The organism is Streptomyces sp. NPDC046862 (assembly GCF_040704615.1).
In the GTDB taxonomy this organism is placed as follows: domain Bacteria; phylum Actinomycetota; class Actinomycetes; order Streptomycetales; family Streptomycetaceae; genus Streptomyces.
In genome coordinates this window covers 56,121-78,981 of the sequence record NZ_JBEYXP010000021.1, presented here as the reverse complement: position 1 = coordinate 78,981, position 22,861 = coordinate 56,121, and the positions used below count along the sequence as shown (strand labels likewise).

The 22,861-nt window shown below is 70.9% G+C and carries 20 protein-coding genes and 3 pseudogenes; 12 read left to right on the top strand and 11 right to left on the bottom strand.

Annotation, left to right across the window (positions count from 1 at the left end; genetic code table 11):
• Nucleotides 1–30: 30 nt before the first annotated feature.
• On the top strand, nucleotides 31–1,512 hold the full coding sequence (locus AB0959_RS23755) for a hypothetical protein (protein WP_366828483.1): 1,482 nt from the start codon (nucleotides 31–33) through the stop codon (nucleotides 1,510–1,512).
• Here the strand turns inward: AB0959_RS23755 and AB0959_RS23750 are convergent.
• Entirely contained in the window at nucleotides 1,509–2,405 is an 897-nt protein-coding gene (locus tag AB0959_RS23750) for a LysR family transcriptional regulator (RefSeq protein ID WP_366828482.1), read from the bottom strand. The two genes, AB0959_RS23755 and AB0959_RS23750, sit on opposite strands and share 4 nt — an antisense overlap.
• Nucleotides 2,406–2,531: 126 nt before the next feature.
• On the opposite strand from AB0959_RS23750, the gene mgrA reads away from it, so the two are divergent.
• Nucleotides 2,532–3,521, top strand: coding sequence for an L-glyceraldehyde 3-phosphate reductase (mgrA, locus tag AB0959_RS23745; protein WP_366828480.1), 990 nt, complete (start codon nucleotides 2,532–2,534; stop codon nucleotides 3,519–3,521).
• Between the two features lie 108 nt (nucleotides 3,522–3,629).
• Here mgrA and AB0959_RS23740 read toward each other — a convergent pair whose 3' ends face one another.
• The 3 genes from AB0959_RS23740 to AB0959_RS23730 form a co-directional block, all read right to left on the bottom strand.
• Nucleotides 3,630–4,568, bottom strand: a complete 939-nt coding sequence (locus tag AB0959_RS23740) for a DUF5829 family protein (RefSeq protein WP_366828479.1) — start codon at nucleotides 4,566–4,568, stop codon at nucleotides 3,630–3,632.
• Nucleotides 4,569–4,641: 73 nt separating this feature from the next.
• A complete protein-coding gene (locus tag AB0959_RS23735) occupies nucleotides 4,642–4,920 on the bottom strand; it encodes a DUF1905 domain-containing protein (RefSeq protein WP_366828478.1) in 279 nt (92 codons plus the stop codon).
• Between the two features lie 135 nt (nucleotides 4,921–5,055).
• Entirely contained in the window at nucleotides 5,056–5,442 is a 387-nt protein-coding gene (locus AB0959_RS23730; protein ID WP_366828477.1) for a nuclear transport factor 2 family protein, read from the bottom strand.
• Nucleotides 5,443–5,828: 386 nt separating this feature from the next.
• Here AB0959_RS23730 and AB0959_RS23725 point away from each other — a divergent pair, with 386 nt between their 5' ends.
• From AB0959_RS23725 to AB0959_RS23710, 4 genes and pseudogenes are all read left to right on the top strand, one after another.
• Entirely contained in the window at nucleotides 5,829–6,239 is a 411-nt protein-coding gene (locus AB0959_RS23725) for a hypothetical protein (protein ID WP_366828476.1), read from the top strand.
• A gap of 55 nt (nucleotides 6,240–6,294) precedes the next feature.
• Nucleotides 6,295–8,631, top strand: coding sequence for an FHA domain-containing protein (locus AB0959_RS23720; RefSeq protein ID WP_366828475.1), 2,337 nt, complete (start codon nucleotides 6,295–6,297; stop codon nucleotides 8,629–8,631).
• 5 nt (nucleotides 8,632–8,636) lie between these two features.
• Nucleotides 8,637–9,194: pseudogene (locus tag AB0959_RS23715) on the top strand (hypothetical protein); the annotation flags it as partial.
• Between the two features lie 617 nt (nucleotides 9,195–9,811).
• A complete protein-coding gene (locus AB0959_RS23710) occupies nucleotides 9,812–10,765 on the top strand; it encodes a serine/threonine-protein kinase (protein ID WP_366828474.1) in 954 nt (317 codons plus the stop codon).
• Nucleotides 10,766–10,793: 28 nt separating this feature from the next.
• Here the strand turns inward: AB0959_RS23710 and AB0959_RS23705 are convergent.
• Nucleotides 10,794–12,029: pseudogene (locus AB0959_RS23705) on the bottom strand (streptophobe family protein); the annotation flags it as partial.
• Nucleotides 12,030–12,255: 226 nt separating this feature from the next.
• On the opposite strand from AB0959_RS23705, the gene AB0959_RS23700 reads away from it, so the two are divergent.
• Nucleotides 12,256–13,566 (top strand): DUF6777 domain-containing protein, encoded by a 1,311-nt coding sequence (locus AB0959_RS23700; protein ID WP_366828473.1) that lies wholly within the window; start codon nucleotides 12,256–12,258, stop codon nucleotides 13,564–13,566.
• Between the two features lie 32 nt (nucleotides 13,567–13,598).
• On the opposite strand, the gene AB0959_RS23695 is transcribed toward AB0959_RS23700, so the two are convergent.
• Nucleotides 13,599–15,068, bottom strand: a complete 1,470-nt coding sequence (locus AB0959_RS23695; protein WP_366828472.1) for an esterase — start codon at nucleotides 15,066–15,068, stop codon at nucleotides 13,599–13,601.
• A gap of 143 nt (nucleotides 15,069–15,211) precedes the next feature.
• Nucleotides 15,212–15,430, bottom strand: a pseudogene (locus tag AB0959_RS23690) (ABC transporter ATP-binding protein); the annotation flags it as partial.
• A 414-nt stretch (nucleotides 15,431–15,844) separates the two neighbouring features.
• On the opposite strand from AB0959_RS23690, the gene AB0959_RS23685 reads away from it, so the two are divergent.
• A complete protein-coding gene (locus tag AB0959_RS23685) occupies nucleotides 15,845–15,967 on the top strand; it encodes a hypothetical protein (RefSeq protein ID WP_366828471.1) in 123 nt (40 codons plus the stop codon).
• Nucleotides 15,968–16,106: 139 nt separating this feature from the next.
• A complete protein-coding gene (locus AB0959_RS23680) occupies nucleotides 16,107–16,628 on the top strand; it encodes a DinB family protein (RefSeq protein WP_366828570.1) in 522 nt (173 codons plus the stop codon).
• Nucleotides 16,629–16,635: 7 nt separating this feature from the next.
• Here the strand turns inward: AB0959_RS23680 and AB0959_RS23675 are convergent, their stop codons facing one another.
• Complete coding sequence (locus AB0959_RS23675; RefSeq protein ID WP_366828470.1) at nucleotides 16,636–17,415, bottom strand: class I SAM-dependent methyltransferase; 780 nt, start codon at nucleotides 17,413–17,415, stop codon at nucleotides 16,636–16,638.
• A gap of 91 nt (nucleotides 17,416–17,506) precedes the next feature.
• Here AB0959_RS23675 and AB0959_RS23670 point away from each other — a divergent pair, with 91 nt between their 5' ends.
• Entirely contained in the window at nucleotides 17,507–18,007 is a 501-nt protein-coding gene (locus AB0959_RS23670) for a helix-turn-helix transcriptional regulator (protein WP_366828469.1), read from the top strand.
• 29 nt (nucleotides 18,008–18,036) lie between these two features.
• Here the strand turns inward: AB0959_RS23670 and AB0959_RS23665 are convergent, their stop codons facing one another.
• The 3 genes from AB0959_RS23665 to AB0959_RS23655 all read right to left on the bottom strand — a co-directional run bounded on the left by AB0959_RS23665 (nucleotide 18,037) and on the right by AB0959_RS23655 (nucleotide 20,726).
• A complete protein-coding gene (locus AB0959_RS23665) occupies nucleotides 18,037–18,639 on the bottom strand; it encodes an ATP-dependent Clp protease proteolytic subunit (protein WP_366828468.1) in 603 nt (200 codons plus the stop codon).
• A gap of 2 nt (nucleotides 18,640–18,641) precedes the next feature.
• A complete protein-coding gene (locus tag AB0959_RS23660; protein ID WP_366828467.1) occupies nucleotides 18,642–19,295 on the bottom strand; it encodes an ATP-dependent Clp protease proteolytic subunit in 654 nt (217 codons plus the stop codon).
• A gap of 216 nt (nucleotides 19,296–19,511) precedes the next feature.
• Nucleotides 19,512–20,726: an epoxide hydrolase gene (locus AB0959_RS23655; protein ID WP_366828569.1), complete on the bottom strand. Its 1,215-nt coding sequence runs from the start codon at nucleotides 20,724–20,726 to the stop codon at nucleotides 19,512–19,514.
• Between the two features lie 195 nt (nucleotides 20,727–20,921).
• On the opposite strand from AB0959_RS23655, the gene AB0959_RS23650 reads away from it, so the two are divergent.
• Nucleotides 20,922–21,404, top strand: a complete 483-nt coding sequence (locus AB0959_RS23650) for a VOC family protein (protein WP_366828466.1) — start codon at nucleotides 20,922–20,924, stop codon at nucleotides 21,402–21,404.
• A gap of 216 nt (nucleotides 21,405–21,620) precedes the next feature.
• Nucleotides 21,621–22,637, top strand: a complete 1,017-nt coding sequence (locus AB0959_RS23645; RefSeq protein ID WP_366828465.1) for a TerC family protein — start codon at nucleotides 21,621–21,623, stop codon at nucleotides 22,635–22,637.
• The last annotated feature ends 224 nt before the right edge of the window (nucleotides 22,638–22,861 follow it).

Sequence of the window (22,861 nt, the reverse complement as noted above, 5' to 3'; positions counted from 1 at the left end):
TTGTCCCTGATTCGGGATGAAGGGTGGGCGATGGTCAACAGCTCGAACGCCACGCTGGTCGGCGCGCCACGACCCGGGGCGTCCACGCTCGCCCGGAGGTCCTGGCGACTGCGCGGTGACGGCTGGTTCCTGGCGGTCGCGGGGGCGTACACGCTGGCCCAACTCACCCTCGTACGCCCGGGAATGGGCCTCGGCTGGGACGAGACGGTGTACGTCAGCCAGGTCAGCTCGCACGCGCCGGCGGCGTACTTCAGCGCACCGCGTGCGCGCGGTGTCTCATGGCTGGTCGCACCGGTCGCCGTCTGGTCGTCGTCCACCGCGCTCCTGCGCACCTACCTCACGCTGCTGTCGGGGCTGGGCCTTTTCCTGGCGCTGCGTGCCTGGCGGGGGCTGTTCCCGACCCGGGTGGTGGCCCTCGGGGGCGCGCTCTTCGCCACACTGTGGGTGACGCTCTACTACGGCCCGCAGGCCATGCCCAACCACTGGGTGGCGATCGGCGCCCTGGCCGGCGTCGGCTGCTTCCTGCGCGCCTGGGCCGACCGCGCCGACCGGTGGGCGCCGTGGGGCATCGGCGTGAGCGTGGCGCTGATGGCATTGATGCGGCCCACCGACGCGGCGTGGGTGACCCTCCCGCTGCTGGCCCTCTCCGTGTGGGCCCGGCACCCCCGGCTCCTGGCGGCCCTCGTGGCGGGGCTCGTCGCCGGCGCGGCGCCCTGGGTGATCGAGGCGTACACCGACTACGGCGGCCTGGCGCAGCGGCTGGCCGACGCCTCCCGGATCCAGGGCGGACTTGGCTGGAACATCGCCGTCGACGACCAGGCGCGCAGCCTGGACGGCCGCACCCTCTGCCGCCCGTGCACCGGACCACCGGCCCACATCACGGTGGCCGCCTGGTGGTACGCCCTCCCGCTGTTCGCCGCCTTCGGAACGCTGGTCGCGGTCCGGGCGCGGCGCGCGGCACCCACGCTGATCCCGGTGGCCTGCGCCACCACGGCGGCCGTCCCGTACCTGTTCATGATCGGATACGCGGCCCCACGCTTCCTGCTCCCGGCCTACGCCCTGCTCGCGATCCCGGTGGCCGACGCCCTGGCACACCTGGTGACGGCGCCGAGCGGGAGGTGGCGGCCCATCGTCGTGACAGTGGTGGCGCTCGGCCTGACCGGCCACCTGGCGGCCCAGCTCGCGGTGCTCACGCACACCGTGGACCGCACCCACACGAGCCGTCGCGACTGGGCGCGCACCGCCGGCGAACTGCACCGCCTCGGCGTACGGCCCCCCTGCCTGCTGACCGGCCACCTGGCCATCCCGATCGCCTTCTACACCGGGTGCTCCTCGGCCCACACCCATGGCAACAACGCCAACACCACCAAGGCCGAGCTCCTGCGCACCGCCCGGCGCGTCCCGTTCGCCGTGCTCACCCGGCCGGGCTCGGCGCCACCCGGGTACGCCCGCACCTGGCCCGCGCACCGGTACCACCAGGTCGACCTGTACGTGGCACCGTCCGCGCGCTAGCCGCAATCCACCGCCGGGTCGTCCAGCAGCCGCATCAGCGCCCGGGCCGCCGGGCTGGTGGCCTCCGGGGGCGGGAGCATCGCGACGGTGTCGTACGACGTCTCCCCGGTGCCCTTCAGGGGGAGCGCGGCGAGGGACGAGGCCTCACGTTTGTGGCTGAAGTGCCGGGGGACGACGGCGATGCCGAGACCCTCCTGGACGAGGTCGAGGAGGCTGTGCACGTCATTGACCTCCAGGGTCACCGTCCGCCGCACGTCCGCCACGGCGAAGGCCGCGTCGGTGGTGCGGCGCGGGCCCCAGTCGGGGTGGAAGTCGACGAAGGCCTCGCCACCGAGGTCCTCCGGCGTGACGGCGCCCTCGCCCGCCAGCCGGTGCGTGGGGTGGCACAGCACGGTCATCGGCTCACTGGCCAGCGGGATGCAGCGCAGCTGCGCGGTGTCGGCGCGGGTCGTGACCGCGAACGCCAGGTCGAGACGCCCGGCGGCGACCTCCTCCGCCAGCGCGCCGGAGCCGGCCTGCCGCAGCCGGATCTCCACGTCCGGATGGCGACGGCGGAACGCGGCCAGCAGCTTGGCCACGCACACCCCGGCGATGCACTGCTCGGTGCCCAGCGACAGCGTGCCGCGCACCACGCCCCGCACCGCCGCCACGGCATCGTGGGCCGCACGGACCTGCGCGAGGATGCGCTCGGCCTCGCTGAGCAGGGCTTTCCCGGCCTCCGTCAGCGTGACCCGGCGTGTGGTCCGCACGAACAACGGCGCCTGCAGCTCCCGCTCCAGCGCGCGGATCGAGGCCGACAGCCCCGACTGCGACACCATCAGCCGCTCGGCCGCCCGGGTGAAGTGCTGCTCCTCGGCGACCGCGACGAAATGCTGGAGGTGACGCAGTTCCATGATTGAGAAGCCTAAACGCTGAATGCCATCCGAAACCCCTGTTGGACCGGCACGGTATGCGCGGGTGAGAGTGGTGACCTGCTCTTGACGTTTTTCCAGGTTTTCCCCGCTCTCCAGGAGTACGCGTTGTACACCGCACACCCCGACCGTTACGCGGACATGCCCTACCGGCGCACCGGACGCAGCGGCCTGAAGCTGCCCGCGCTCTCGCTCGGCCTGTGGCACAACTTCGGCCCCGACCGGCCGGTGCAGACGCAGCGTGCGATTCTGCGCCGCGCGTTCGACCTGGGCGTCACCCACTTCGACCTGGCGAACAACTACGGCCCGCCGCCCGGCGCCGCGGAGAGCGCCTTCGGCGAGGCCCTGAAGGCCGATTTCGCCCGATATCGGGACGAACTCGTCATCTCCACCAAGGCCGGCTACCTGATGTGGCCCGGCCCGTACGGTGAATGGGGTTCGCGCAAGTACCTGCTGTCCTCGCTGGACCAGAGCCTTGCCCGTATGGGCGTCGACTATGTCGACATCTTCTACTCGCACCGCCCCGACCCGGAGACTCCGCTCGAGGAGACGATGGGCGCCCTGCACTCGGCGGTCCAGCAGGGCAAGGCCCTGTACGTCGGCGTGTCCAACTACTCGCCGGAGCAGACCCTTGAGGCTGCCCGCATCCTGGGGGAGCTGGGCACCCCGCTGCTGATCCACCAGCCGCGCTACTCGATGCTCGACCGACGCCCGGAGGAGGGCCTGCTCGACGCCCTCGACGAGCTCCAGGTCGGCTCCATCGCGTACTCGCCCCTCGAACAGGGCCTGCTGACCGGCCGCTACCTCAACGGCATCCCGGAGGACTCCCGGGCCGCGAGCGACAGCCCGTTCCTCAACGCCGACAAGGTCACCGAGGACCTCGTGCAGCAGCTCCGTTCCCTGAACGACGTGGCCGAGTCCCGCGGCCAGTCGCTCGCCCAGATGGCCCTTGCCTGGGTCCTGCGCGGCGGCCGCGTCACCTCCGCCCTCATCGGTGCGAGCAGTCCCCAGCAGTTGGAGGACAGTGTGGTGGCCATCCGCAAGCTGGACTTCACGCCGGAGGAGCTGACCCGGATCGACGAGATCATCAAGGACTGAGCCCGTCGAGGGGGCTTTTGATCGCCCCCGATGCCCCTACCCCCCCGCTCGAGCGAAGCCGAGAGTGGGGGAGGGCAGGGGCAGCGGGGCGACAACCCCTGACGAGTTCTACTCCGCGCCGCCGAAAGTCCACACCGCACGGGCGCCCGGGCCGACGACCAGGGTCGAGTGGCCGATGCGTTCCTCGTGCCGGTACTCAACCGGCTGGTTGAGAGCGAAAACGACCCGACGGAGGCCTGCCCGGTCACGCGGGACGGCGTCGAGCCTGATCGTGGTGCCTCCACCCTTCGCGACGACACCCCCGTCAGCCGTGGACCGGACGGCGAACCCGCCGGCCCGCAGCAGCGGCACCGTGCTCGCGAGATCACGTGCCGTGACCGCGAGGCGGACGGAGGTCACGTCACGCATCAGGTGGCTGCTGTAGGCGTCGGACAGGTAGCGCTCCCGGCCCACGTCACCGGGATGGTCGGCGGGCTCGGTGTTGCCGCGCGGGTCGGCGAAGTACTCCGGGAGGTACTCCATCGCCCAGGCCTGGAAGGCGTCGTACTGGTCGGTGGTGAAGACGGCGTCGAACCAGGGCACCGGGACACCGTCACCGAAGTCGCGTGTCTGGCGGAACGCGATCGGATCGGCGACTCCCTCGTCCCGCAGCCGCTCGGTCACCGCGGCGATGTCGCCGGCGCGCTCGGTCGAGACTCCCAGCCCCGCGCTGCCGAGCGTGCCGTCCTGGCCGGCCAGGTCTCCGACGCCGAAGAGTTCGAGATAGGTCTCGCGGCCCATCAGATAGCGGCCGGTCCAGGTCTGTCCGCCGGCACCGGTCGTGGTGCGGACCTGGAAGTTGGCGAAGTCCCGCAGATAGGCGGAGTGTTCGATGGCGTCGGCGGTTTCCCGGTCGAGCACCCCGTAGGAGTGGTTGTAGAAGAGCAACTGCTGATCGGCCGGCGGCGGGCTCGTCCCGGCCGCCGCCGTTGTCGTGCCACCCCCGATCAATCCGGCGAGTGCCACAGCGAGAACCATGAGCGTCCGTAACTTCCGGTGAAGAAGCATGCGGGTGATCGTAGGACGGGGGACCCGCGCTCGCCTTTCCTTTTCCGCGGGTTCCTGGTCACGGTCGCGGTCCTCACGAACCGAGCCGCTCCTGCAGGAGCACGGTCACGCTCTCCCCGGCCTCCTTGCCGATCGCCCTGCGGACCTCGGCCTTCACCGGCAGCATGTGGGTGCCGTCGCCCAGGGCCATGAAGGAACTGTGGAAGGGATGCCCGTCGATCGTCCCGCGGACCTTCACCAGGCCGCGGGTGCCGAAGTACGCCACGGACTCGGGCCACACGAGGTAGGTCCAGCTGCCCTTGTCCGGCCGCTTGCGCAACTCCGCGGTGAACTGTTCGTGCAACGTGGTCATGGTGCCCTCCGCTCCCGGTGGCCCTCCCGGCCCCTGTTCGGGAAGCCGTACAAGAGAAGTGACCTGTACAAGGGACCACCGGGAGCGGAGAAACTCATCGCGGGGGCGTGCTCCCGCCACGACCCGCCGGGTTCCTCACGCGGCTCCGGGCGGCACCCGGTCCAGGAATCCGTACACGCCACGGATGAGCCCCTCGTCGTCGAGCGTGATCACGTCGAACCCGGCGACCGGTGCCGACCCGTCCGTCTCACTGACAAGCTCCCAGCCGAAGCGGGCGGTGTCATGGTGGCCGTCGACGGCTCCGGTCGGCCGGAAGGAGAACCCCGGGAACTGCTCGTGCGCCGCCGCGATCACGGCCGCGATCCGCTCGTGCCCGCGGACGTCGGCGAGGGGGTCGGTGTAGGTGCCGTCGGCGGTCCAGGTGGCCGCCACGGCCTTGATGAGCTCGTCCGCGTCGCCCGCGTTCCAGGCCTCGAAGTAGCGGGCGACGGCGATCTCGTGACGCTCTGTGTTCGCGGACATGGTCGATCAACCCCCAGGGCAGTCGTCGATACTGGTCAGAGCCGGATTCACGGGCCGGGTGCGGCGCTTGCGTGATCCGGTACCGCAACGATGCCCGGCCGGGCCGGAGGCGTCGATTACCTCTCGGGTCATGCCCGCGAGGGCCTGCTGACACGGGGTTCCGAAGCATTTCGGCCAACTCCGGCCACGCATATGCCAGGAGACTGGCTGGAATGGCATGGTGACAGAGCGTCAGGAGTGACGATACTCGATTCCTAGGGTTGATTGCGCCATGAACAAACAGCGCCACTGTGCGCGATCGGCGCATCGCCCGACGTGTACGACCAGCTGGGCGCAAGGCGAGCGGTACCGGACCGGGCAGTCAGCGGTGCGATGGGGGAGCGAGCGTGCACGACGAATTCCTGTGCCATGTCACCGCATACGGCATATGCGGCGGACAACGCGTGGGTGTTCCGCTGGGAACCTACCGCGCGCCCACTTTAGCCCTGGCCCTGTGGTGGATGCGCGATCGCGCGTTATGGATCGCCGAGCGGCTCGACCCGCACCCCCACAACCCCACCTACCCCCCGAACTCCATCGTGCCCGTCGCCGACAACGTCCCGGACGTGCCCGGCATCCTGCGTGCCTGGAGCGGGAACCCGGCCGAACAGGAGCTGGTGGCCGAGGAGTTGGCCGCCGGGAACCTGGTGCGTGTCGCCACCAGTGACGACACCACCGAGTACGAGCTGCTCGCGGAGTCCGTCGACGCGCTCCGTATGCAGCGCACCGGTCGCGTGATCGCCACTCCTGCCGCCTGACCTCCGGGCGGAGCGAGCTCAGGCGCATATCCGGACCAACGAATAGAATTCAGGCATGGCAGAACGGCACATCGCGCCGACTGCGCCCGAACTCGTCATCCAGACCGACACGGGCTCCACGGTGATGAGACCGAGCCGTGAGTACCGCGTCGGACGCGACCCGTTGAGCGACGTCGTCCTCGACGACGACCGGGTCTCATGGCACCACGCGGTGCTCCGGCCCGATGCCGACCACTGGACGATCGAGGACGTGAACAGCACCAACGGCACCTACGCCGACGGGCATCGCGTGCGCGAGTGGGATGTCGGCCCGGGCAGCGTCATCCACTTCGGCAATCCCTCCGACGGCCCTCGGGCGGTCCTCACCGGCCCCGGCCCCGAACGCCCCTCCGGCGTCTTCAGGCCCGCCACCACCGGTACCTTCCGGCAGCCCACCCATGTGCGCCCGCTCCCCGAGCGGACCGTCCGCCTCGGGCGCGGCACCGACAACGATCTGGTCGTCGACGACCTCACCGTCTCCCGGCACCACGCCGAGCTGCGGGCCCGCACCGACGGCACGTACGAGATCGTCGACCTGGGCAGCCACAACGGCACGTTCCTCAACGGCCTGCCCGTCGACCGTGCCCCGATCGGACAGGGTGACATCGTCGGCATCGGTCACTCCGCGTTCTGTCTGGTCGGCGACCAGCTGCAGGAGTACGTCGACACCGGCGAGATCTCGCTCGACGTCCAGGAACTCACGGTGGCCGTCGACCGCGGCCGCAAGACGCTGCTCGACAGGGTCACCTTTCCCGTCGGCCAGAAATGTCTCCTCGCCGTCGTCGGTCCCAGCGGCGCCGGCAAGTCCACGCTGCTGAACGCCCTCACCGGGCAGCGGCCCGCCGACACGGGCACGGTCCTGTACGACGGCCGCGATCTTTACCACGACTACGCGGAGCTGCGCCAGCGCATAGGCCTGGTCCCGCAGGACGACATCCTGCACACCCAGCTGACCGTGCGCCGAGCCCTCACCTACGCAGCCGAACTACGCTTCCCCCAGGACACGGCCAGGGCCGAGCGGCGGGAGCGGGTCGACGAGGTGATCCGCGAGCTGGGCCTCCAGCAGCGCGCCCAGCAGCCCATCCACAGCCTCTCCGGCGGCCAGCGCAAGCGCGTCAGCGTGGCCCTGGAACTGCTCACCAAGCCGTCCCTGCTCTTCCTCGACGAGCCGACCTCGGGCCTCGACCCGGGCATGGACCGCTCGGTGATGCACATGCTGCGCGGCCTCGCCGACGACGGCCGAACGGTCGTCGTCGTCACCCACAGCGTCCTCAGCCTCGACGTCTGCGACCGGCTCCTCTTCCTCGCACCCGGCGGGAGGACCGCCTACTACGGGCCGCCGGACGACGCCCTCGCCTTCTTCGGCTTCGAGCAGTGGCCGGAGGCCTTCGAGGCCTTCGACCGGGATCTCGACCGCGACTGGGCGGGGGAGTACCGTGACTCGCCGTTCCACCGCCACTACGTCGAGGCGTCGATGGACCGGCCCTATCTGCCCGGGATCGCCGAACCCGTCGCGGGGGAACCACCTCCGAGGCCTCCCAAGCCGCAGAGCTGGGGCTCCCAGCTCGGCACCCTGGTGCGCCGGTACACGTCCGCGCTCAGCGCCGACCGCGTCTTCCTGGCCATCATGATCGCGCTGCCGTTCGTCATGGGCGGCATGGCGCGGGCCCTGGCCGGGAGCGAGCTCGGCCGGAAGAGCGCGCTCAACACCCTGCTCATCCTGTGCGTCGGCGGCGTCCTGATCGGGGCGGCCAACGCCGTGCGCGAACTCGTCAAGGAACGGGTGATCTACCAGCGGGAGCGGGCCGTCGGCCTGTCCAGATCCGCGTACCTGATGTCCAAGATCGTCGTCCTCGGCACCGTCACGATCCTCCAGGCCGTCGTGCTCACTCTGGTCGCGCTGCTCGGCGTCGACCTCAACGCGCCCGGTGGCCAAGGCGTCCTCATGCCTCCTCTGGTGGAGATCACGGTGGCCGTGGCGCTCCTGGCCTTCACGGCGATGATGCTCGGCCTGGTCATCTCCGCGCTCGTCCGCAAGGAGGAGGTCACCATGCCGCTGCTGGTGCTCCTCGCCATCGTCCAGGTCGTGTTCTGCGGCGCGCTGCTGGACGTGGAAGGGGTGCCCGGACTCGAACAGCTGGCCTGGCTCGTGCCGTCGCGGTGGGCGTTCGCCGGGATGGCGGGCACCATCGATCTCGGCCGCATCTCGACCGACAGGAACGACCCCCTGTTCGAGCACACGGCCGGCGTGTGGCTGCTCGACATGGGAATGCTGGTCGTCCTGGCCGTCGTCTGCGGATGGGCCGTCGCCCGACTGCTGCGCCGCCACGAACCCGCCGTCATGCGGAAGTAGCCATGATGACCGCCCGCGGCTTCCACCCCACGCACGTCGTCCCCCAGGACGGCCTGCCCGCCTGGGAGGCACCCGACCCGTCCAGGCCCACCGTGCCGCTCGACGCCCTCCTGCCGGTCCAACTCGTCGAGCGGCGCGGTGACTGGGGTCACGTGATGTGCGCCAACGGCTGGTCGGCCTGGGTGGACGGCCGTCTCCTCGTCGCCGTACCGCAGGATCCACCGTCCGCCCGGGCCGCCCCCTCACGAGCGCGGGACCCCAGGCCGCTGCTGGCCCGCGCCGAGGACACACTGGAGCGGTACCGCAGCGTCATCGAGGGGCTGGTGGAGGGGCGCCTCGACCAGGAGTCGTTCCGGGACGGCACCCGGGGACTGCGGATCGGTCTCGTCGTCGACGGCGAGTCGCTGTGGCTGTACGACACCGACCACGAACGGTGGCTGTACTGCGACGGGGCGCGGCTGAGCACGTACGCCACCCCGAACGCCCCGGCGGCGCCGACCCCGCCGCCGGCCGCGGTGGCTGCGACTCCGCCTCCCGAGCCCACCCGCGTCGTACGGGAAACGGAACCCGGGGATGCGCCGGAGCGCGGGCCGGTGCCGGAGCCCGGGGCTGCGCCTGAACCCGGGCCGGCGCAGGACCCCGGCGGCCCCATGCCGGACCCCGGGCCAGGATCGGAACGCGGCCCCGTGCCGGAGGGCGGGCCCGTGCCGGAGCGCGGGCCTGTGTCAGGCCCCGGGGTCGGGCAGGAACCCGGTGAGCCCCTACCGAAATCCGGATCCGTGCCGGAACGCGGGCCCGTACCGGAACACGGGGTCGCGCAGGACCCCGACGGGTCCATACCGAAATCCGGACCCGTGCCAGAACCAGGACGCGTGCCGGAGGCCGGGCCAGGATCGGAACGGGGACCCGCGCCGGAGCCCGGCCCCGTCCCGGAGCCCGGCCCCGTCCCGGAACCAGGCCCCGTCCCGGAACCAGGCCCCGTCCCGGAACCAGGACCCGTCCCGGAACCCGAACCCGTCCCGGAACCCGAACTCAAACCCGAACCCGAACCCGTCCCGGAATCCGCGCCCGACCGGGGGCAGGACCACGAACCGACGCGTCTGGTCGGGGAGCCGGAGGAAGAGCCCGGAGGGGGGCGGGACCGCGAACCGACACGTGTCGTCCGGCCGGGTGATGCCCGATGAGCGGGATCCCGCCGTACGCGGGAGGCCCGTCGGGCCTGGTCGGGCGGCAGATCGCCGGCTACCGCGTCGAGAGCGAGATCGGCCACGGCGGCATGGCCGTGGTCTACAAGGCCTGGGACCTGAGGCTGGACCGCCGCGTCGCGCTGAAGCTGCTCGCTCCGGAACTCGCCCGCAACGACACGTTCCGCCGTCGCTTCACCCATGAGTCACGGGTCGCCGCGGCGATCGACCATCCGCACATCGTGCCGGTCTTCGAGGCGGGTGAGGCGGACGGCGTCCTCTACATCGCCATGATGTACGTCGACGGACGGGACCTGCGCCAGCAACTCGACCGTGAGGGGTCGTTGCCGCTCGAGGACGCCACCCGGATCGCCGCTCAGGTGGCCTCGGCGCTGGACGCGGCCCACGACCACGGGCTGGTGCACCGGGACGTCAAACCCGGCAACATCCTCATCGCGCCGGGCATCGACAGCGACCACCCCGAACACGTCTACCTCACCGACTTCGGACTGACGAAGCGGTCGCTGTCACTGACCGGGTTCACGACGGTCGGCCAGTTCGTCGGCACCATCGACTACATGGCGCCGGAGCAGATCTCGGGCAAGCCGGTCGACGGGCGCTGTGACGTCTACAGCCTCGCCTGCGTCGTCCACGAGACCATCCTGGGCGGGCCGCCGTTCGAGCGCGACGACGACGTGGCGGTGCTGTGGGCCCACCAGAACGAGGAGCCGCCGCCCCTCACCGGGAAGCGGCCCGACCTGACCCCGGCCGTCAACGACGTCCTGGCCAAGGCCCTCGCCAAGAGCCCAGACGACCGGTACGACTCCTGCCGCGCCTTCGTGGCCGCACTGCGGGCCGCCACTCTGCCCACACCGCGTCAGCCGGAGGTGCCGGAACCGCCGTTGTGGGCCCGCCCGGTCTTCCGCGGAGGGCCTGCCGATCCCTCTTAGCCTCCGGCAACGTCTCCTGGCCCCCGTCGACCTCGCCCCGCCGCCGGATCCGCTTGGCCGCCAACGCGCCGAGGAGTCCGGTCACCAGCCCCCACAGCGCGGCGAAGCCGAGCGCCGACCACAGCTCGGGCCGCAGGTACAGCTCTCCGGACAGACCGCCGCCCAGGCCGATACCCAGCACCGACAGCCCGTAGCGGGCGCCGATCCGTGCGACGAGGCAGATCATGAGCACGGTCAGCACGACGGCTACCGCCATGTGCACGGCGTGCTGCCACCCCCGCACACGCGCCGGGGAACGGGCGGCCATCACGAACGCCGCCGCCAGCAGCATCACCGCGTCCACGACCAGCAGCCACCACACCCTGCCGTCGTGCTCGGAGAGCGTCAGCAGGTTCAGTGTGACGTCCTGCGGCGTGCGCAGCACCTCGTCCAGCACATGAGGCATGGGCAGCCCGAACGGGCCCTGCACGTGGCCTTTCCAGGAGGCGCCGAGACCGATCGTGAACGCGAGCCACACCACGTTCGGCAGCGCCAGCATGATCACCGCGAACGTCTCCTTGGCGTGCCCGCGCGTCGCCGCCGCCACCACCGCGATCACCAGCCCCACGGCGACGTACGCGAGCAGCAGCGCCACCATCGCGTAGGCAGCCGGACGCACCGATTCCTGGAAGCGCACCAGCCGGGCCGGCAGCGGCGCCCCGGGCGAGACCATCAGCGCCAGGACGATGACGCCCGCGAGCCACAGCAGCCCGAAGAGCACGGTCTGCGGCACGTTGGACGTGAACCCCACCTCGACGCCGGAGTCGCCGAGCGAGATGGGGAACGTCTCGCGGGCCGTGAGGGACAGGACGACCAGAGCGACCAGCCACAGCGCGGCGACGCGTGCCGCCCAGCCGGCGAGTTCGGGTGCCCCCGCCACCGCCCGGTGTCTGAGCGGCCGTAGAAACCCGGTGGCGATCACCAGGGTTCCCGCGAGCGTCACCGACAGGGGAATCACGGTCAGGCCGCCCTCGGTCGTGGCGAAGCCGCCGGCGTTGCCCGAGAGTTCGATCGTGCCGCCGACCGCCGCCGTGACGGTGGCCGCGACGACCCGGGGGTAGGCGTTGTCCGGGAGGTCCGTGGCGCCGGCTGCCCACATCCCGAGCGCGGCGACCACCATCATCACGACCAGCCCGGCGACGACCGTGACCAGTGCCTGCACCCAGCCGTGCCGGGCAGCCTCGCGACCGCGTGACGCCTGGTCGGAGGAGGTGGGCAAGAGCAGGGTCCGGTGACGCACGGTGCCCACGCTAGGCAGGCCCAGGACGGTGCGCCCGCCGGGACAGTCCGACCGTGTGGGACGACGAGTGACACCCGGGAAGCCGGGGCGCGTCCGCTTGCGAGCCGTGTGGATTCCGGGCACACAATAGGCCTGCCATGTCCGTGATGTGGTAAATCATCCGAAGGCTAATGAAAGTTCCGAATGGCCCCTACCGCGGGGAGAAGAGCTCGTGAGCGTCGAAGAGCCCTCGTCCGGCAGCCCCACAGGACCACCGTCGGGCCCGTTGTCGGGTCAGCCCCCCGCCACACAGCCGGACGGCCGCTCCCCGCAGGGACCGTCGGGCGGTGACGCCGGCGGACCCGGCGGAGGAGACGCGGGCGGCCCGTCCGGCCCCGGCGGCCCGTCCGGCCCGGGAGGTGAGGGCTCCGGGCCCTGGTGGCGGTCCGCGCCCCGCGTCGCCGTCATCACCACCGTCGTCGTCGCGGCAGTGGTGCTGGCCGTCGTCTTCAGTCGCTCGGGCGGCGGATCGGACTCCGGTGGCGGAACCGCGTCCAGCGGCGAGGTGTTCCTCCAGCCGGCCGCCGAGACCGGCCCCGACCCGTTCACCCCGTCGTCGGCCACCGAGAGCTCAGCGCCCGCCGAGACTCCGTCGGCCACACGGACGCAGACCCAGACACAGGACACGAACGTCGTGCGCTCGGCGCGCGGTGACGCGGCGGGCCTCTACGGCGGGACCCGCAGCAGGACCAGTTGCGACGTCGGGAAGCAGATCGGGTTCCTCCAGTCGGCCCCCGACAAGAACCGGGCGTTCGCCTCCGTCGCGGGCGTCCAGGCCTCCGGGGTTCCCGCCTACCTCCGCTCGCTCACCCCTCTCCAGTTGCGGTTCGACACCCGTGTCACCAACCACGGCTTCCGGAACGGCGGCGCCTCGTCGTACCAGGCGGTCCTCCAGACCGGCACGGCCGTGCTCGTCGACGACCGCGGGGTGCCGCGGGTGCGCTGCGCGTGCGGCAACCCGCTGACCCCGCCCGTCGCCCAGAAGACCACGCCCAAGGAGAAGGGCGACCCGTGGCCGGGGTACCGGAAGCAGAACGTCGTGGTCGTCCAGCAGGCCGCGACGGTCGTCACCATGTTCGTCGTCATCAACCCCGACAGCGGCGAGTGGTTCGAGCGCCACAAGGGCGACGACACCGCGGGCATGGACAAGAAGACGAGCCCGCCGAAGAACATCGTGTCGCCGTCGGCGTCGACCGGCTCACCCACCAGTAAGTCCCCCTCGGAGTCCGCCTCGTCCGCCAAGCCGTCGTCCTCGGCGTCAAAGCCGTCCCCTTCGTCGTCGAAGCCTTCCCCGTCGTCGTCCAAGCCGTCGTCCTCGGCGTCCAAGCCGACCACCCCGTCCGCCTCGCCACCGAAGACCTCGCCCTCCAAGCCCACGACGCAGCAGCAGTCGCCTCCCACGGCGGGCTCACCCGGCACGACAACGGCCTCGGGCGGCCTCAGCACCCCGGGCACGGGAACCGGACCGTCTCCCGGGATGTGAGGAACCGTCTGAGCCCCTCCAGGGGGCTGCCCCTACTCGTCGATCGCCGCACCGAACGCGGCGTCCGCGGACGGAGCGCCCAGCGACCCCGCGCCGTACGTCCACGAACCGGAGGCCGTGACGCCCCCCGAGCCCGCCGAGAGCACCCAGATGTAGCCGTCGCCGGTGTTCTCGCCGGGTGCGGAGGCGAGCAGACCGAAGCGGCCGTCACGGTTCGGGTCGGTGAGACGGACCTGGGCGCCCCACTTGTCGCCCTTCTCGGGCACGCCCGGCACGTTCGCCGAGTTCTGGTCCCACGACTTCGCGCCGGTTGCCGTGAGACCGGCGGCGGATCCGCGCAGCACCCAGACCGCGCCCGCGTCGGCGACCGTACCGATGTCCTCGCCCGAGGCGCCGATCGCCACGTCCGCGTACCCGTCGCCGTTGGTGTCCGCGACCGACAGGTCCGTGCCCCAGCCGTCGCCGACCTCTGCGTTGCCAGGCACGCCGGTGGAGTCCTGGGTCCACCAGTCGGCGTCCTCCAGGAGCCCGTCGGGGCCGCCGAGGCGCACGCCGATCACACCGCCTGCCCACACCTCTCCGTAGACGTCGTTCGGACCGTGCGGCTCACCCGTGACCAGGTCGTCGTACCCGTCCTTGTTGATGTCACCGGACGCGGCGACCGGACCGCCCTCGAAGTCGCGCGTGTACGACAGACCGTCCGCGTGGCCCGACAGCAGGACGGACCAGCCGTTGCCCGGTTCGTCGCCGACCGTCACGCCGGACACGACGAGGTCGGCGTAGCCGTTCTTGTCGTAGTCGCCCGTGGTCAGTGACTTGGCCAGGATGTCCCGCGGTGCGGCCTGCGCGGACAGGCGCTGCGTCGAGCGCTGCTTCAGCGAGTTCTGCGTGGCGGGGTCGTACGCGAAGAGTTCCAGGTCGTACCCGTCGAGGACGGCCAGCAGGTCACCCGGCGTGTCGTTCGTGAAGTGAGCGGCGGCCAGGCCGACGCCGAACTGCTCGCCCGCGGTGGGCTCCTGGGTCTGCAGCCAGTCGCTGGCGGCTCCGGTGAGCCCGGACCTCGACCCCCAGAGGACGGCAACCCCGCCCGCGTCCTTGACGGTGCCGATGTCCTCGCCGGGAATGCCGACGACGGCGTCGTCGTAACCGTCCCCGTCGAGGTCGCCGGTCGCGACGGCCTTCCCGAAGCCGTCACCCGTCTCGGCGGCACCGGCGACCCCGGCCGTGGACTGGCTGAACCGCGCCACGTTGGAGGTGCCGATGCCTCTCGACGAGCCGTACTGCACGGTGACGAGACCGGCGCCCTTCTTGCCGCTGACGGTCGCACCGGGCGCGCCCACCAGCACGTCCTCGTAACCGTCACCGTTGAAGTCGCTGTTGCGGTCGCTCGCGCGCGTTCCGCCGGGCACACCGGCGTACGCGGAGGGAGCGGCGGCGATGGCCGCGCCGGAGACGAGAAGGAAAGTTGCCGCCGCTAGGGCAGCCGAACGATTCTTGCGCATGGCGGCTCCTGACAGAGAGAAACGGCCGGGCAGCGCGGGGGTGTCCGGAAAAGGGCCCGTTCCTTGTCCGGCGCCCTGTTTGACACCGCGTGGGGTGCAAGGGTTGTACGCGTGTTTCCGCCGCGGGGGACGGGCTGGTGGCCGGCGAGCGCCGCCCGCGCCGCGAGCGCGTCGTCCGGTTCCCAGCCCTGCCTCGGTACGGCGTCCGGCAGCAACCGCGTGTACGGGTGCGCCGGTTCACTGAGCACCTGCCCTGTCGGCCCCTGCTCGACGACCCGTCCGCGCCGCATGACCAGCACCTCGTCGGTGACGTGCTGAACCACGGCGAGGTCGTGGCTGACGAAGACGAGGGCGACGCCGGTGGCAGGAGCAGACGCGACGGCTGACCGAGCCGGACACCCTGCGCGCCGCGGTGACGGCTCTGGCCGACGCCGGGGAGATCCACTGCTTCGGGATCGCCGCCTCCGAACCCGCCGCCCGCCACCTGTCGCTCGCCCTGGGCCGCATCGGCCGCCGCTCCCGTTTTGTCGACGCGACCGGCTTCGCGCTCGCCGACCACCTCCTCGCACTGAGCCGGGACGACGCCGTGGTGATCTTCCAGCCCTGGCGGGCGCTGACCGAACTCACCGTGCTCATCGAGCGCGCGGGCCGTCGGCGCCCGGGTCGTCCTCGTCAACGACGAACTCGGGGAGGAGTTCGGCGACCGCGTCGACGCCGTCCTCACGGCGCCGCACACCCCGACCGGCATCACCTCGGAGGCGCTCACCGCGCTCGTCGTGGCGGACGTGCCGCTCCTCGCCCTGACGACCCTGGACGAGACCCGGGCGGTGGACACCTCGCACCAACTGACCGTGCTGCGGGAGCAGTTGCTGTCGCGCAGTCCGAACCGCAGGAGTTGAGGGCCGCCACGGCCCGCAGAGCGGGAAAACCGGTGGCGAACCGGCGCGACGACCGCGGATGCTCGTCGGTATGACCGACAACCGTGAGCCGCGGGCGGACGAGAAGACCTCACAGGAGCGGACGTTCGGGTGGTGGGACATGTTCGTCCACCCCGACGACGATCCACGCAGTGACGGAGGCTACGAGGGGGAGCGCGCCGGACTCGTCGGCTATCTGCGGGACGTGCGGCTGACGTTCGAGCTGAAGTGCGCCGGACTGGACGCCGAGGCGATGGCCAGGCGGTCGGTGCCGCCGTCCAACCTCTCGCTCCTCGGGCTGCTGCGCCATCACGCCGACGTGGAGCGAACCTGGTTCCGCAAGGTCATGGCCGGCGAGGACGTCCAACGGCACTACCGGACCGAGGAGGACCCCAACGCCGACTTCAACGGCGCCGTCGCCGACCCCGAGGTCGTCGCCGAGGCCTGGGAGACGTGGCGCGCCGAAGTCGCCTTCGCGGAACGCTTCGTGGACGAGGCACCCGACCTGGGCGTCACGGGCACCAACGGCGACGAGACCATCAGCCTCCGCGAGGTCCTCGTCCACATGATCGCGGAGTACGGCCGCCACAACGGCCACGCGGACTTCCTGCGTGAGCGGATCGACGGGCGGGTCGGGCAGTAGGCGATGGTCAGCGGGCGTCGGTCAGGGGGCGCCGCGCCGTGATCAGCTCGTGCAGACAGCACTTGGTCACCCGGCCTCCGTGTCGCGTGTCGATCAGTTCACGGATGCAGCCCAACAGCCCCTCCCGGGCGGAGGCTTCGAGCGCGAGGTGGCCGGAGTAGGTCAGGAGCACGTCGATGTACTCCTGCGTCGAGTACGTGATCTCCCGCGTCCACCGGCGCGAGCGGAGGTCGTCCCAGTGGGCCAACTCGCCCGTGTCCGTGGCGATGTCCGACTCGTCCCGCAGGCGCAGGCCCGGCGGCGTGGCCGGGTCCCAGCGCTCGTAGCACTCCTGGGCGCGGGCGAAGAAGTCGAGGGTGCCGCCCTTGACGTGCTCCGTGGTGACACGCGCGAAGGTGCCCCCGGGGCGAAGCGCTTGGCCCACCTTGGTGACTCGCATGGCCGGATCGAGCCAGTGGAACGCGGTGGCGCACACCACGAGGTCGAACGGCTCGGCGGGCAGGGGCCACAGCTCGAAGTCCGCGACCTCGACGTGGGCGCGCGGGAAGGTGCGCAGATTGCGCCGGGCGACCCGCGCCAGCGCCGGGCCGAGCTCGACGGCCGTGAGGTCGCAGCCCGACTCGGCGAGCGGGACGGTGAGTTGGCCGGTGCCCGGGCCGATCTCCAGGACACGGGTGCCCGGATCCAGCCCCACCTGTCCGGCCAACTCCGCCACCAGCGCGTGGGGATAGCGGGGGCGGGCCCGGTCGTACAGCTCGGCCGCCTCGTTGAAAGTGTCGCGCAGCATGGCCGTAGACCTTCCCCGATCGGGCCATGATTCCACTGAGGGCGGAACGTCGATCCCTTCCCGTGGAGCTCTCGGCTCCTAGCCTGAAGGGGTGACCAAACAAGCGTCGAACGAAGCCCGTGTCATTCCGCTGCGCCCGGCGACGGCCACTCCGGCCACTCCGGCGCGGTCGGCCACTCCGGCCCCCACGCGCGCTCCGGCCGCCGCACCGCGGCAACAGCGCCCGGCGCTCGCCCCGCGGACGCGTCCCCTCCAAGAGCCCCAGGCACCCGCCCCCGTCAAGGAACCCCTCTGGCGCGACCTCGTCGGTGACGTGCTGAGGCGGCAACGGCTCGCCCAGGAGCGGACGCTGAAGGACGTCGCGGAGGCGGCGCGGATCTCGATGCCGTACCTCTCGGAGCTGGAGCGGGGCCGCAAGGAGGCCTCCTCGGAGGTCCTCGCGGCCGCCGCCCACGCCCTCGGTCTGGGCCTCGGCGACCTGCTCTCCCTGGCACACGGCGAACTGGCGCGACACACCCGGACGACGCGTGCGACGACGGCAGCCGCGCCCGCCACCACATCGCAGCACAACGGACTCTGCCTCGCCGCCTGACACCCCCGTGGCCCGGCGGCTCGAAGGGCTCAGACCTCCACGAGCCGCCGGCTCAGCACGTCGTCGGCGAGCCCGTACGCCACGGCCTCCTCGGCGGTGAAGACCTTGTCACGGTCCATGTCCGCGCGGAGGGTCGCGACGTCGTGATGGGAGTGCCGGGAGAGGACCTCCTCGACCTGGGAGCGGATCCGGACCATCTCCTTGGCCTGGAGGGACAGGTCCGAGGCCGTTCCCTGACGGCCGCCGCTCGCGGGCTGGCCGAGCAGCACCCGCGCGTGTTCGAGGACGAAGCGCCGGCCCGGATTCCCGCCCGCCAGCAGCACCGCGGCCGTGGAGGCCGCCTGCCCGACGCAGAACGTCGAGATCGGCGCCTGCACGTACGACATCGTGTCGTAGATCGCCATGAGCGAGGTGAACGATCCGCCGGGCGAGTTGATGTAGATGGCGATCTCGTTCCCCGGCGCCGACGACTCCAGGTGGAGGAGCTGCGCGATGACGACATTGGCGACGCCGTCGTCGATCTCGGTGCCGAGGAAGATGATCCGCTCGTTCAGCAGCCGGCTGAAGACGTCGTACGACCGCTCGCCCTGCGGGGTCCTCTCGACGACGTTCGGAATCGTGTACGTACCCATGTCTACAGCCCCATCCTGCGTCGCGTCGTGGCCGGCCGGACGTCGGCGAGCGACTCCACCACCTGGTCGACCATCCCGTACTCCTTCGCCTGCTCGGCCGTGAACCAGCGGTCGCGGTCGCCGTCCCGGGAGATCGTCTCCGGGGTCTGGCCGGTGTGGTCCGCGGTGATCCGCTCGATGGTCCGCTTCGCGAACTCCAGGTTCTCGGCCTGGATCTCGATGTCGGCGGTGGTCCCGCCGATCCCCCCGGACGGCTGGTGCATCATGATCCGCGTGTTCGGCAGCGCGAACCGCTTGCCGTGCGCGCCCACGCTGAGCAGGAACTGGCCCATGCTCGCCGCGAAGCCCATCGCGAGCGTGGACACGTCGTTCGGGATCAGCCGCATGGTGTCGTAGATCGCGAGGCCCGCGGTCACGGACCCGCCGGGGCTGTTGATGTACAGGCTGATGTCGGTGCGCGGGTCCTCCGCGGACAGGATCAGCAACTGGGAGCAGATCCGGTTGGCGGAGACCTCGTCGACCTGCGTGCCGAGGAACACGATGCGCTGCGCGAGCAGTTGCGCGGCAAGGTGGTCGTCGAACCGCGACGGAGGAGTGTCCCCCTCCTCGGCCCGGGGAGCGAGAGCCGGCGCCCAGCCGGTGATCAGTGACGTCATGAGTCCTCCTGTCGTGAAGGGGTGCGCGGCGGTGAACCCGCCACTTCCACTCTCGCCAAGAAGGGCTCCTGACATGGGATTTCTCTGCCCGCGGCAGATTCGCTACGAGCAGAGGAGCACGGAGGCGTCGCACGAGGAGCAGGCCGCGCGGGACCCGAGGGCAACCGTGCCGCCCGCGCGGCTCCGCCGTGAGCCGACGCCGGTGAGGCGAACGGACTACGCGGCCTCCCGCAGTTGCCGGAAGAACGCCCGCACATCGTCCACCAGCCGCTCCGGCACCTCCAGTGCCGCGAAGTGCCCGCCCCGGTCGAACTCGGTCCACCGCACGATGGTGTTCGTACGGTCCGCGATGTGCCGCAGCGGAATGAAGTTCTCCTCCGGGAAGACGGCCAACGCCGTCGGAGTCGTGGAGGGGTCGGGGGGCGCGCCCCAGCCGCCCGCGTGGGCGCGCTCGTAGTAGATGCGCGCCGAGGAGCCGGCCGTGCCGGTCAGCCAGTACAGCATCACGTTGGTGAGCAGCAGGTCGCGGTCCACGGCATCCTGGGGGCGGTCCCCGGAGTCGGTCCACTCCGCGAACTTCTCGGCGATCCAGGCCAGTTGACCGACCGGCGAATCGTGCAGCGCGTATGCCAGCGTCTGCGGGCGGGTGGACTGGACGACGCCGTATCCCTGCCTCTCGCGCACCCACTCCTCGGTGCGCGCCCATGAGGCCAGCGTGCGCTCGCGCTCCTTCGGGCTCAGTGCCGTCAACTCCTCCTCGGTGGGCGGTGTCACGGCGGCGGAGTCCGGGAGCAGGTTGAGATGGACGCCGATGACGTGGCCGGGCCGTATCCGGCCCAGCTCGCGGGAGATCGCGGCGCCCCAGTCCCCGCCCTGCGTGCCGTACCGCCGGTAGCCGAGCCGCTCCATCAGCTCGGCCCACGCGGCGGCGACCCGGCGGAACTCCCAGCCCGGCTCCCGTGTCGGCCCGGACAGACCGAAGCCCGGGATGCTGGGGATCACCAGGTCGAAGGCGTCGGCCGGGTCGCCACCGTGCGCCCGAGGGTCGGTCAACGGCCCCACCACATTCGTGAACTCGACGATCGAGCCCGGCCAGCCGTGCGTGATCACCAGGGGTGTCGCATCGGGCTCCGGCGACCGGATGTGGGCGAAGTGCACGGTCGCGCCGTCGATCTCCGTCATGAACTGCGGCCACGCGTTCAGCCGTGCCTCCGCGGCCCGCCAGTCGTAGTCGTGCCGCCAGTACCGTACGAGCTCCCGCAGATGGTCCCGGGGGACGCCGTACGCCCAGCCCACGCCGGGCAGCTCGTCGGGCCAGCGGGTGCGGTCGAGCCGGGCGTGCAGATCGTCGAGATCGGCCTGGGGGATGTCGAGGCGGAACGGGTGGATGGCGTCGGAGCCGTCCGGAGTGTCCGTGCCGTCTGCGTTCATGGAGATCATGTACCGCGATGCTAGTTCCGGCAGGCGCTGCCCCGGAACGAATATCGGCCACGGCCGGCCCGGCGGGCACGCGACGATCCTCAGTTCCGCCGCGCCGCCGGAAAATCGTGCCCGCGCCACCGATGAGTTCGCGGACGAGGATCGGTCGACACAGGTGACGACACTCTGGCGCCCGAGGAGGCACCCATGTCCGCGAACGGATTCACCACCTGTCTGTGGTTCGACGGCCAGGCCGAGGAGGCCGCGCACTTCTACGTCTCGGTCTTCAAGAACTCCAGCATCGGCCGGATCAGCCGCTACACCGAAGGCGGGATGGGTACGCCCGGATCGGTGATGACCGCGGAGTTCGTGGCGAACGGCCAGCACTTCGTCGCGCTGAACGGCGGCCCGCAGTTCAAGTTCAACGAGGCGATCTCGTTCCAGATCTTCTGCGAGGACCAGGCCGAGATCGACCACTACTGGAACAAGCTCACGGAAGGCGGCGGCGAGGGCGGCCCCTGCGGTTGGCTCAAGGACAGGTACGGGGTGTCCTGGCAGGTCGTCCCCGGCAGGCTCATCGACATGGTCAACGACCCGGACCAGGAAAAGGCGGGCCGCGCGACCAAGGCCATGCTCTCGATGGGCAAACTCGACCTCCCCGCCCTGGAGAAGGCGTACGCGGGCGAGTAGGGGCACGCCCAGTCGGTCGCCCTGTCGCACACACACCGTGCGGCGCAGGGCGACCGACGCGTGTCGGCCCACCGGCCCGTCCGCCATGTCGACCTCGCACACCACTTCTCAACAGGCCGTATGACAGGACAACAGGAGTTGTTTACCTTTTCTGGGTGGAAGTGACCCCGGGTGGCCGTAAGGCTGACTGCGCCCCCACAGGCCCCCGGAGGATCAGTGAACATCTCCCTTACCGTCTGGGTGCTGACCATCGCAGTGCTCTGCGTGCTCATCGCCGTCGACTTCTTCATCGGCCGCAAGCCCCATGACGTGTCGATCAAGGAGGCCGGCATCTGGTCGGCCGTCTGGATCACCCTCGCCATCGCGTTCGGACTCGGCGTGCTGGCCTTCGCCGGCGGCAAGCCCGCGGGTGAGTTCTTCGCCGGTTTCATCACCGAGAAGTCGCTCAGCGTCGACAACCTCTTCGTCTTCGTGCTGATCATGGCGAAGTTCGCGGTGCCCTCGCAGTACCAGCAGCGTGTGCTGATGATCGGCGTCCTCGTGGCGCTCGTGCTGCGGGCGATCTTCATCGCGGCCGGCGCGGCGATCATCTCCACGTTCTCCTGGGTCTTCTACCTCTTCGGAGCCTTCCTGATCTACACCGCCTGGAAGCTCGTCCAGGACGCGCGCAAGGGCGGCCACGACGAGGAGTACGAGGAGAACAAGCTGCTCAAGGCGGTCGAGAAGCGCTTCGGCGTGGCCGACCGCTACCACGGCACCAAGCTGTGGATCGAGCAGAACGGCAAGCGCGTCATGACCCCGATGCTGGTCGTCATGCTCGCCATCGGCTCCACGGACGTGCTCTTCGCGCTCGACTCCATCCCCGCCATCTACGGTCTGACCCAGGACCCGTACATCGTGTTCACGGCCAACGCCTTCGCCCTGATGGGCCTGCGCCAGCTGTACTTCCTCATCGGCGGCCTGCTGAAGAAGCTGGTCCACCTCTCCTACGGCCTGTCGATCATCCTCGGCTTCATCGGCGTCAAGCTGGTGCTGCACGCCCTGCACGAGTCCGGCGTCCACGTCCCCGAGATCAGCATTCCGTTCTCCCTGGGCTTCATCGTCCTCGTCCTCGCGGTGACGACCGTGACCAGCCTGTGGGCGACGAAGCAGCAGACGCGGCGGGAGACGCCGGCGAGCGGCGACGCGATCCCGCAGGAGCCGGAGCAGCCCCGATCGGACCGCGTCGGCTAGCCGCGCCGCCGCGTCGGCCGTCGCCGAATCCCTCACCCGTACGCCCCGGTCGAACAGCCGGGGCGCACGGCGTTCTGTGCGCGTTCTGTGTGCGTGACGCGTCAGTGAGGCGAGGTGTTTGTGAGGGCCACGTGTCCCTTGGCTGGTTCTCCCGGTACCAGGGGTTGGCGTGAAACCGCCCCCTCGTTATCGTTCACGGACTTCACTCAATCGTTCCGCTGAAC

What these genes read in the sequence shown, in the direction of transcription:
- AB0959_RS23655 (WP_366828569.1), bottom strand. Translation starts at nt 20,726, where the DNA reads ATGAACGCAGACGGCACGGACACTCCGGACGGCTCCGACGCCATCCAC.
- AB0959_RS23680 (WP_366828570.1), top strand. Translation starts at nt 16,107, where the DNA reads ATGTTCGTCCACCCCGACGACGATCCACGCAGTGACGGAGGCTACGAG.
- AB0959_RS23695 (WP_366828472.1), bottom strand. Translation starts at nt 15,068, where the DNA reads ATGCGCAAGAATCGTTCGGCTGCCCTAGCGGCGGCAACTTTCCTTCTC.
- AB0959_RS23750 (WP_366828482.1), bottom strand. Translation starts at nt 2,405, where the DNA reads ATGGAACTGCGTCACCTCCAGCATTTCGTCGCGGTCGCCGAGGAGCAG.
- AB0959_RS23710 (WP_366828474.1), top strand. Translation starts at nt 9,812, where the DNA reads ATGAGCGGGATCCCGCCGTACGCGGGAGGCCCGTCGGGCCTGGTCGGG.
- AB0959_RS23730 (WP_366828477.1), bottom strand. Translation starts at nt 5,442, where the DNA reads ATGTCCGCGAACACAGAGCGTCACGAGATCGCCGTCGCCCGCTACTTC.
- AB0959_RS23735 (WP_366828478.1), bottom strand. Translation starts at nt 4,920, where the DNA reads ATGACCACGTTGCACGAACAGTTCACCGCGGAGTTGCGCAAGCGGCCG.
- AB0959_RS23755 (WP_366828483.1), top strand. Translation starts at nt 31, where the DNA reads ATGGTCAACAGCTCGAACGCCACGCTGGTCGGCGCGCCACGACCCGGG.
- AB0959_RS23660 (WP_366828467.1), bottom strand. Translation starts at nt 19,295, where the DNA reads ATGACGTCACTGATCACCGGCTGGGCGCCGGCTCTCGCTCCCCGGGCC.
- AB0959_RS23650 (WP_366828466.1), top strand. Translation starts at nt 20,922, where the DNA reads ATGTCCGCGAACGGATTCACCACCTGTCTGTGGTTCGACGGCCAGGCC.
- AB0959_RS23740 (WP_366828479.1), bottom strand. Translation starts at nt 4,568, where the DNA reads ATGCTTCTTCACCGGAAGTTACGGACGCTCATGGTTCTCGCTGTGGCA.
- AB0959_RS23675 (WP_366828470.1), bottom strand. Translation starts at nt 17,415, where the DNA reads ATGCTGCGCGACACTTTCAACGAGGCGGCCGAGCTGTACGACCGGGCC.
- AB0959_RS23720 (WP_366828475.1), top strand. Translation starts at nt 6,295, where the DNA reads ATGGCAGAACGGCACATCGCGCCGACTGCGCCCGAACTCGTCATCCAG.
- AB0959_RS23665 (WP_366828468.1), bottom strand. Translation starts at nt 18,639, where the DNA reads ATGGGTACGTACACGATTCCGAACGTCGTCGAGAGGACCCCGCAGGGC.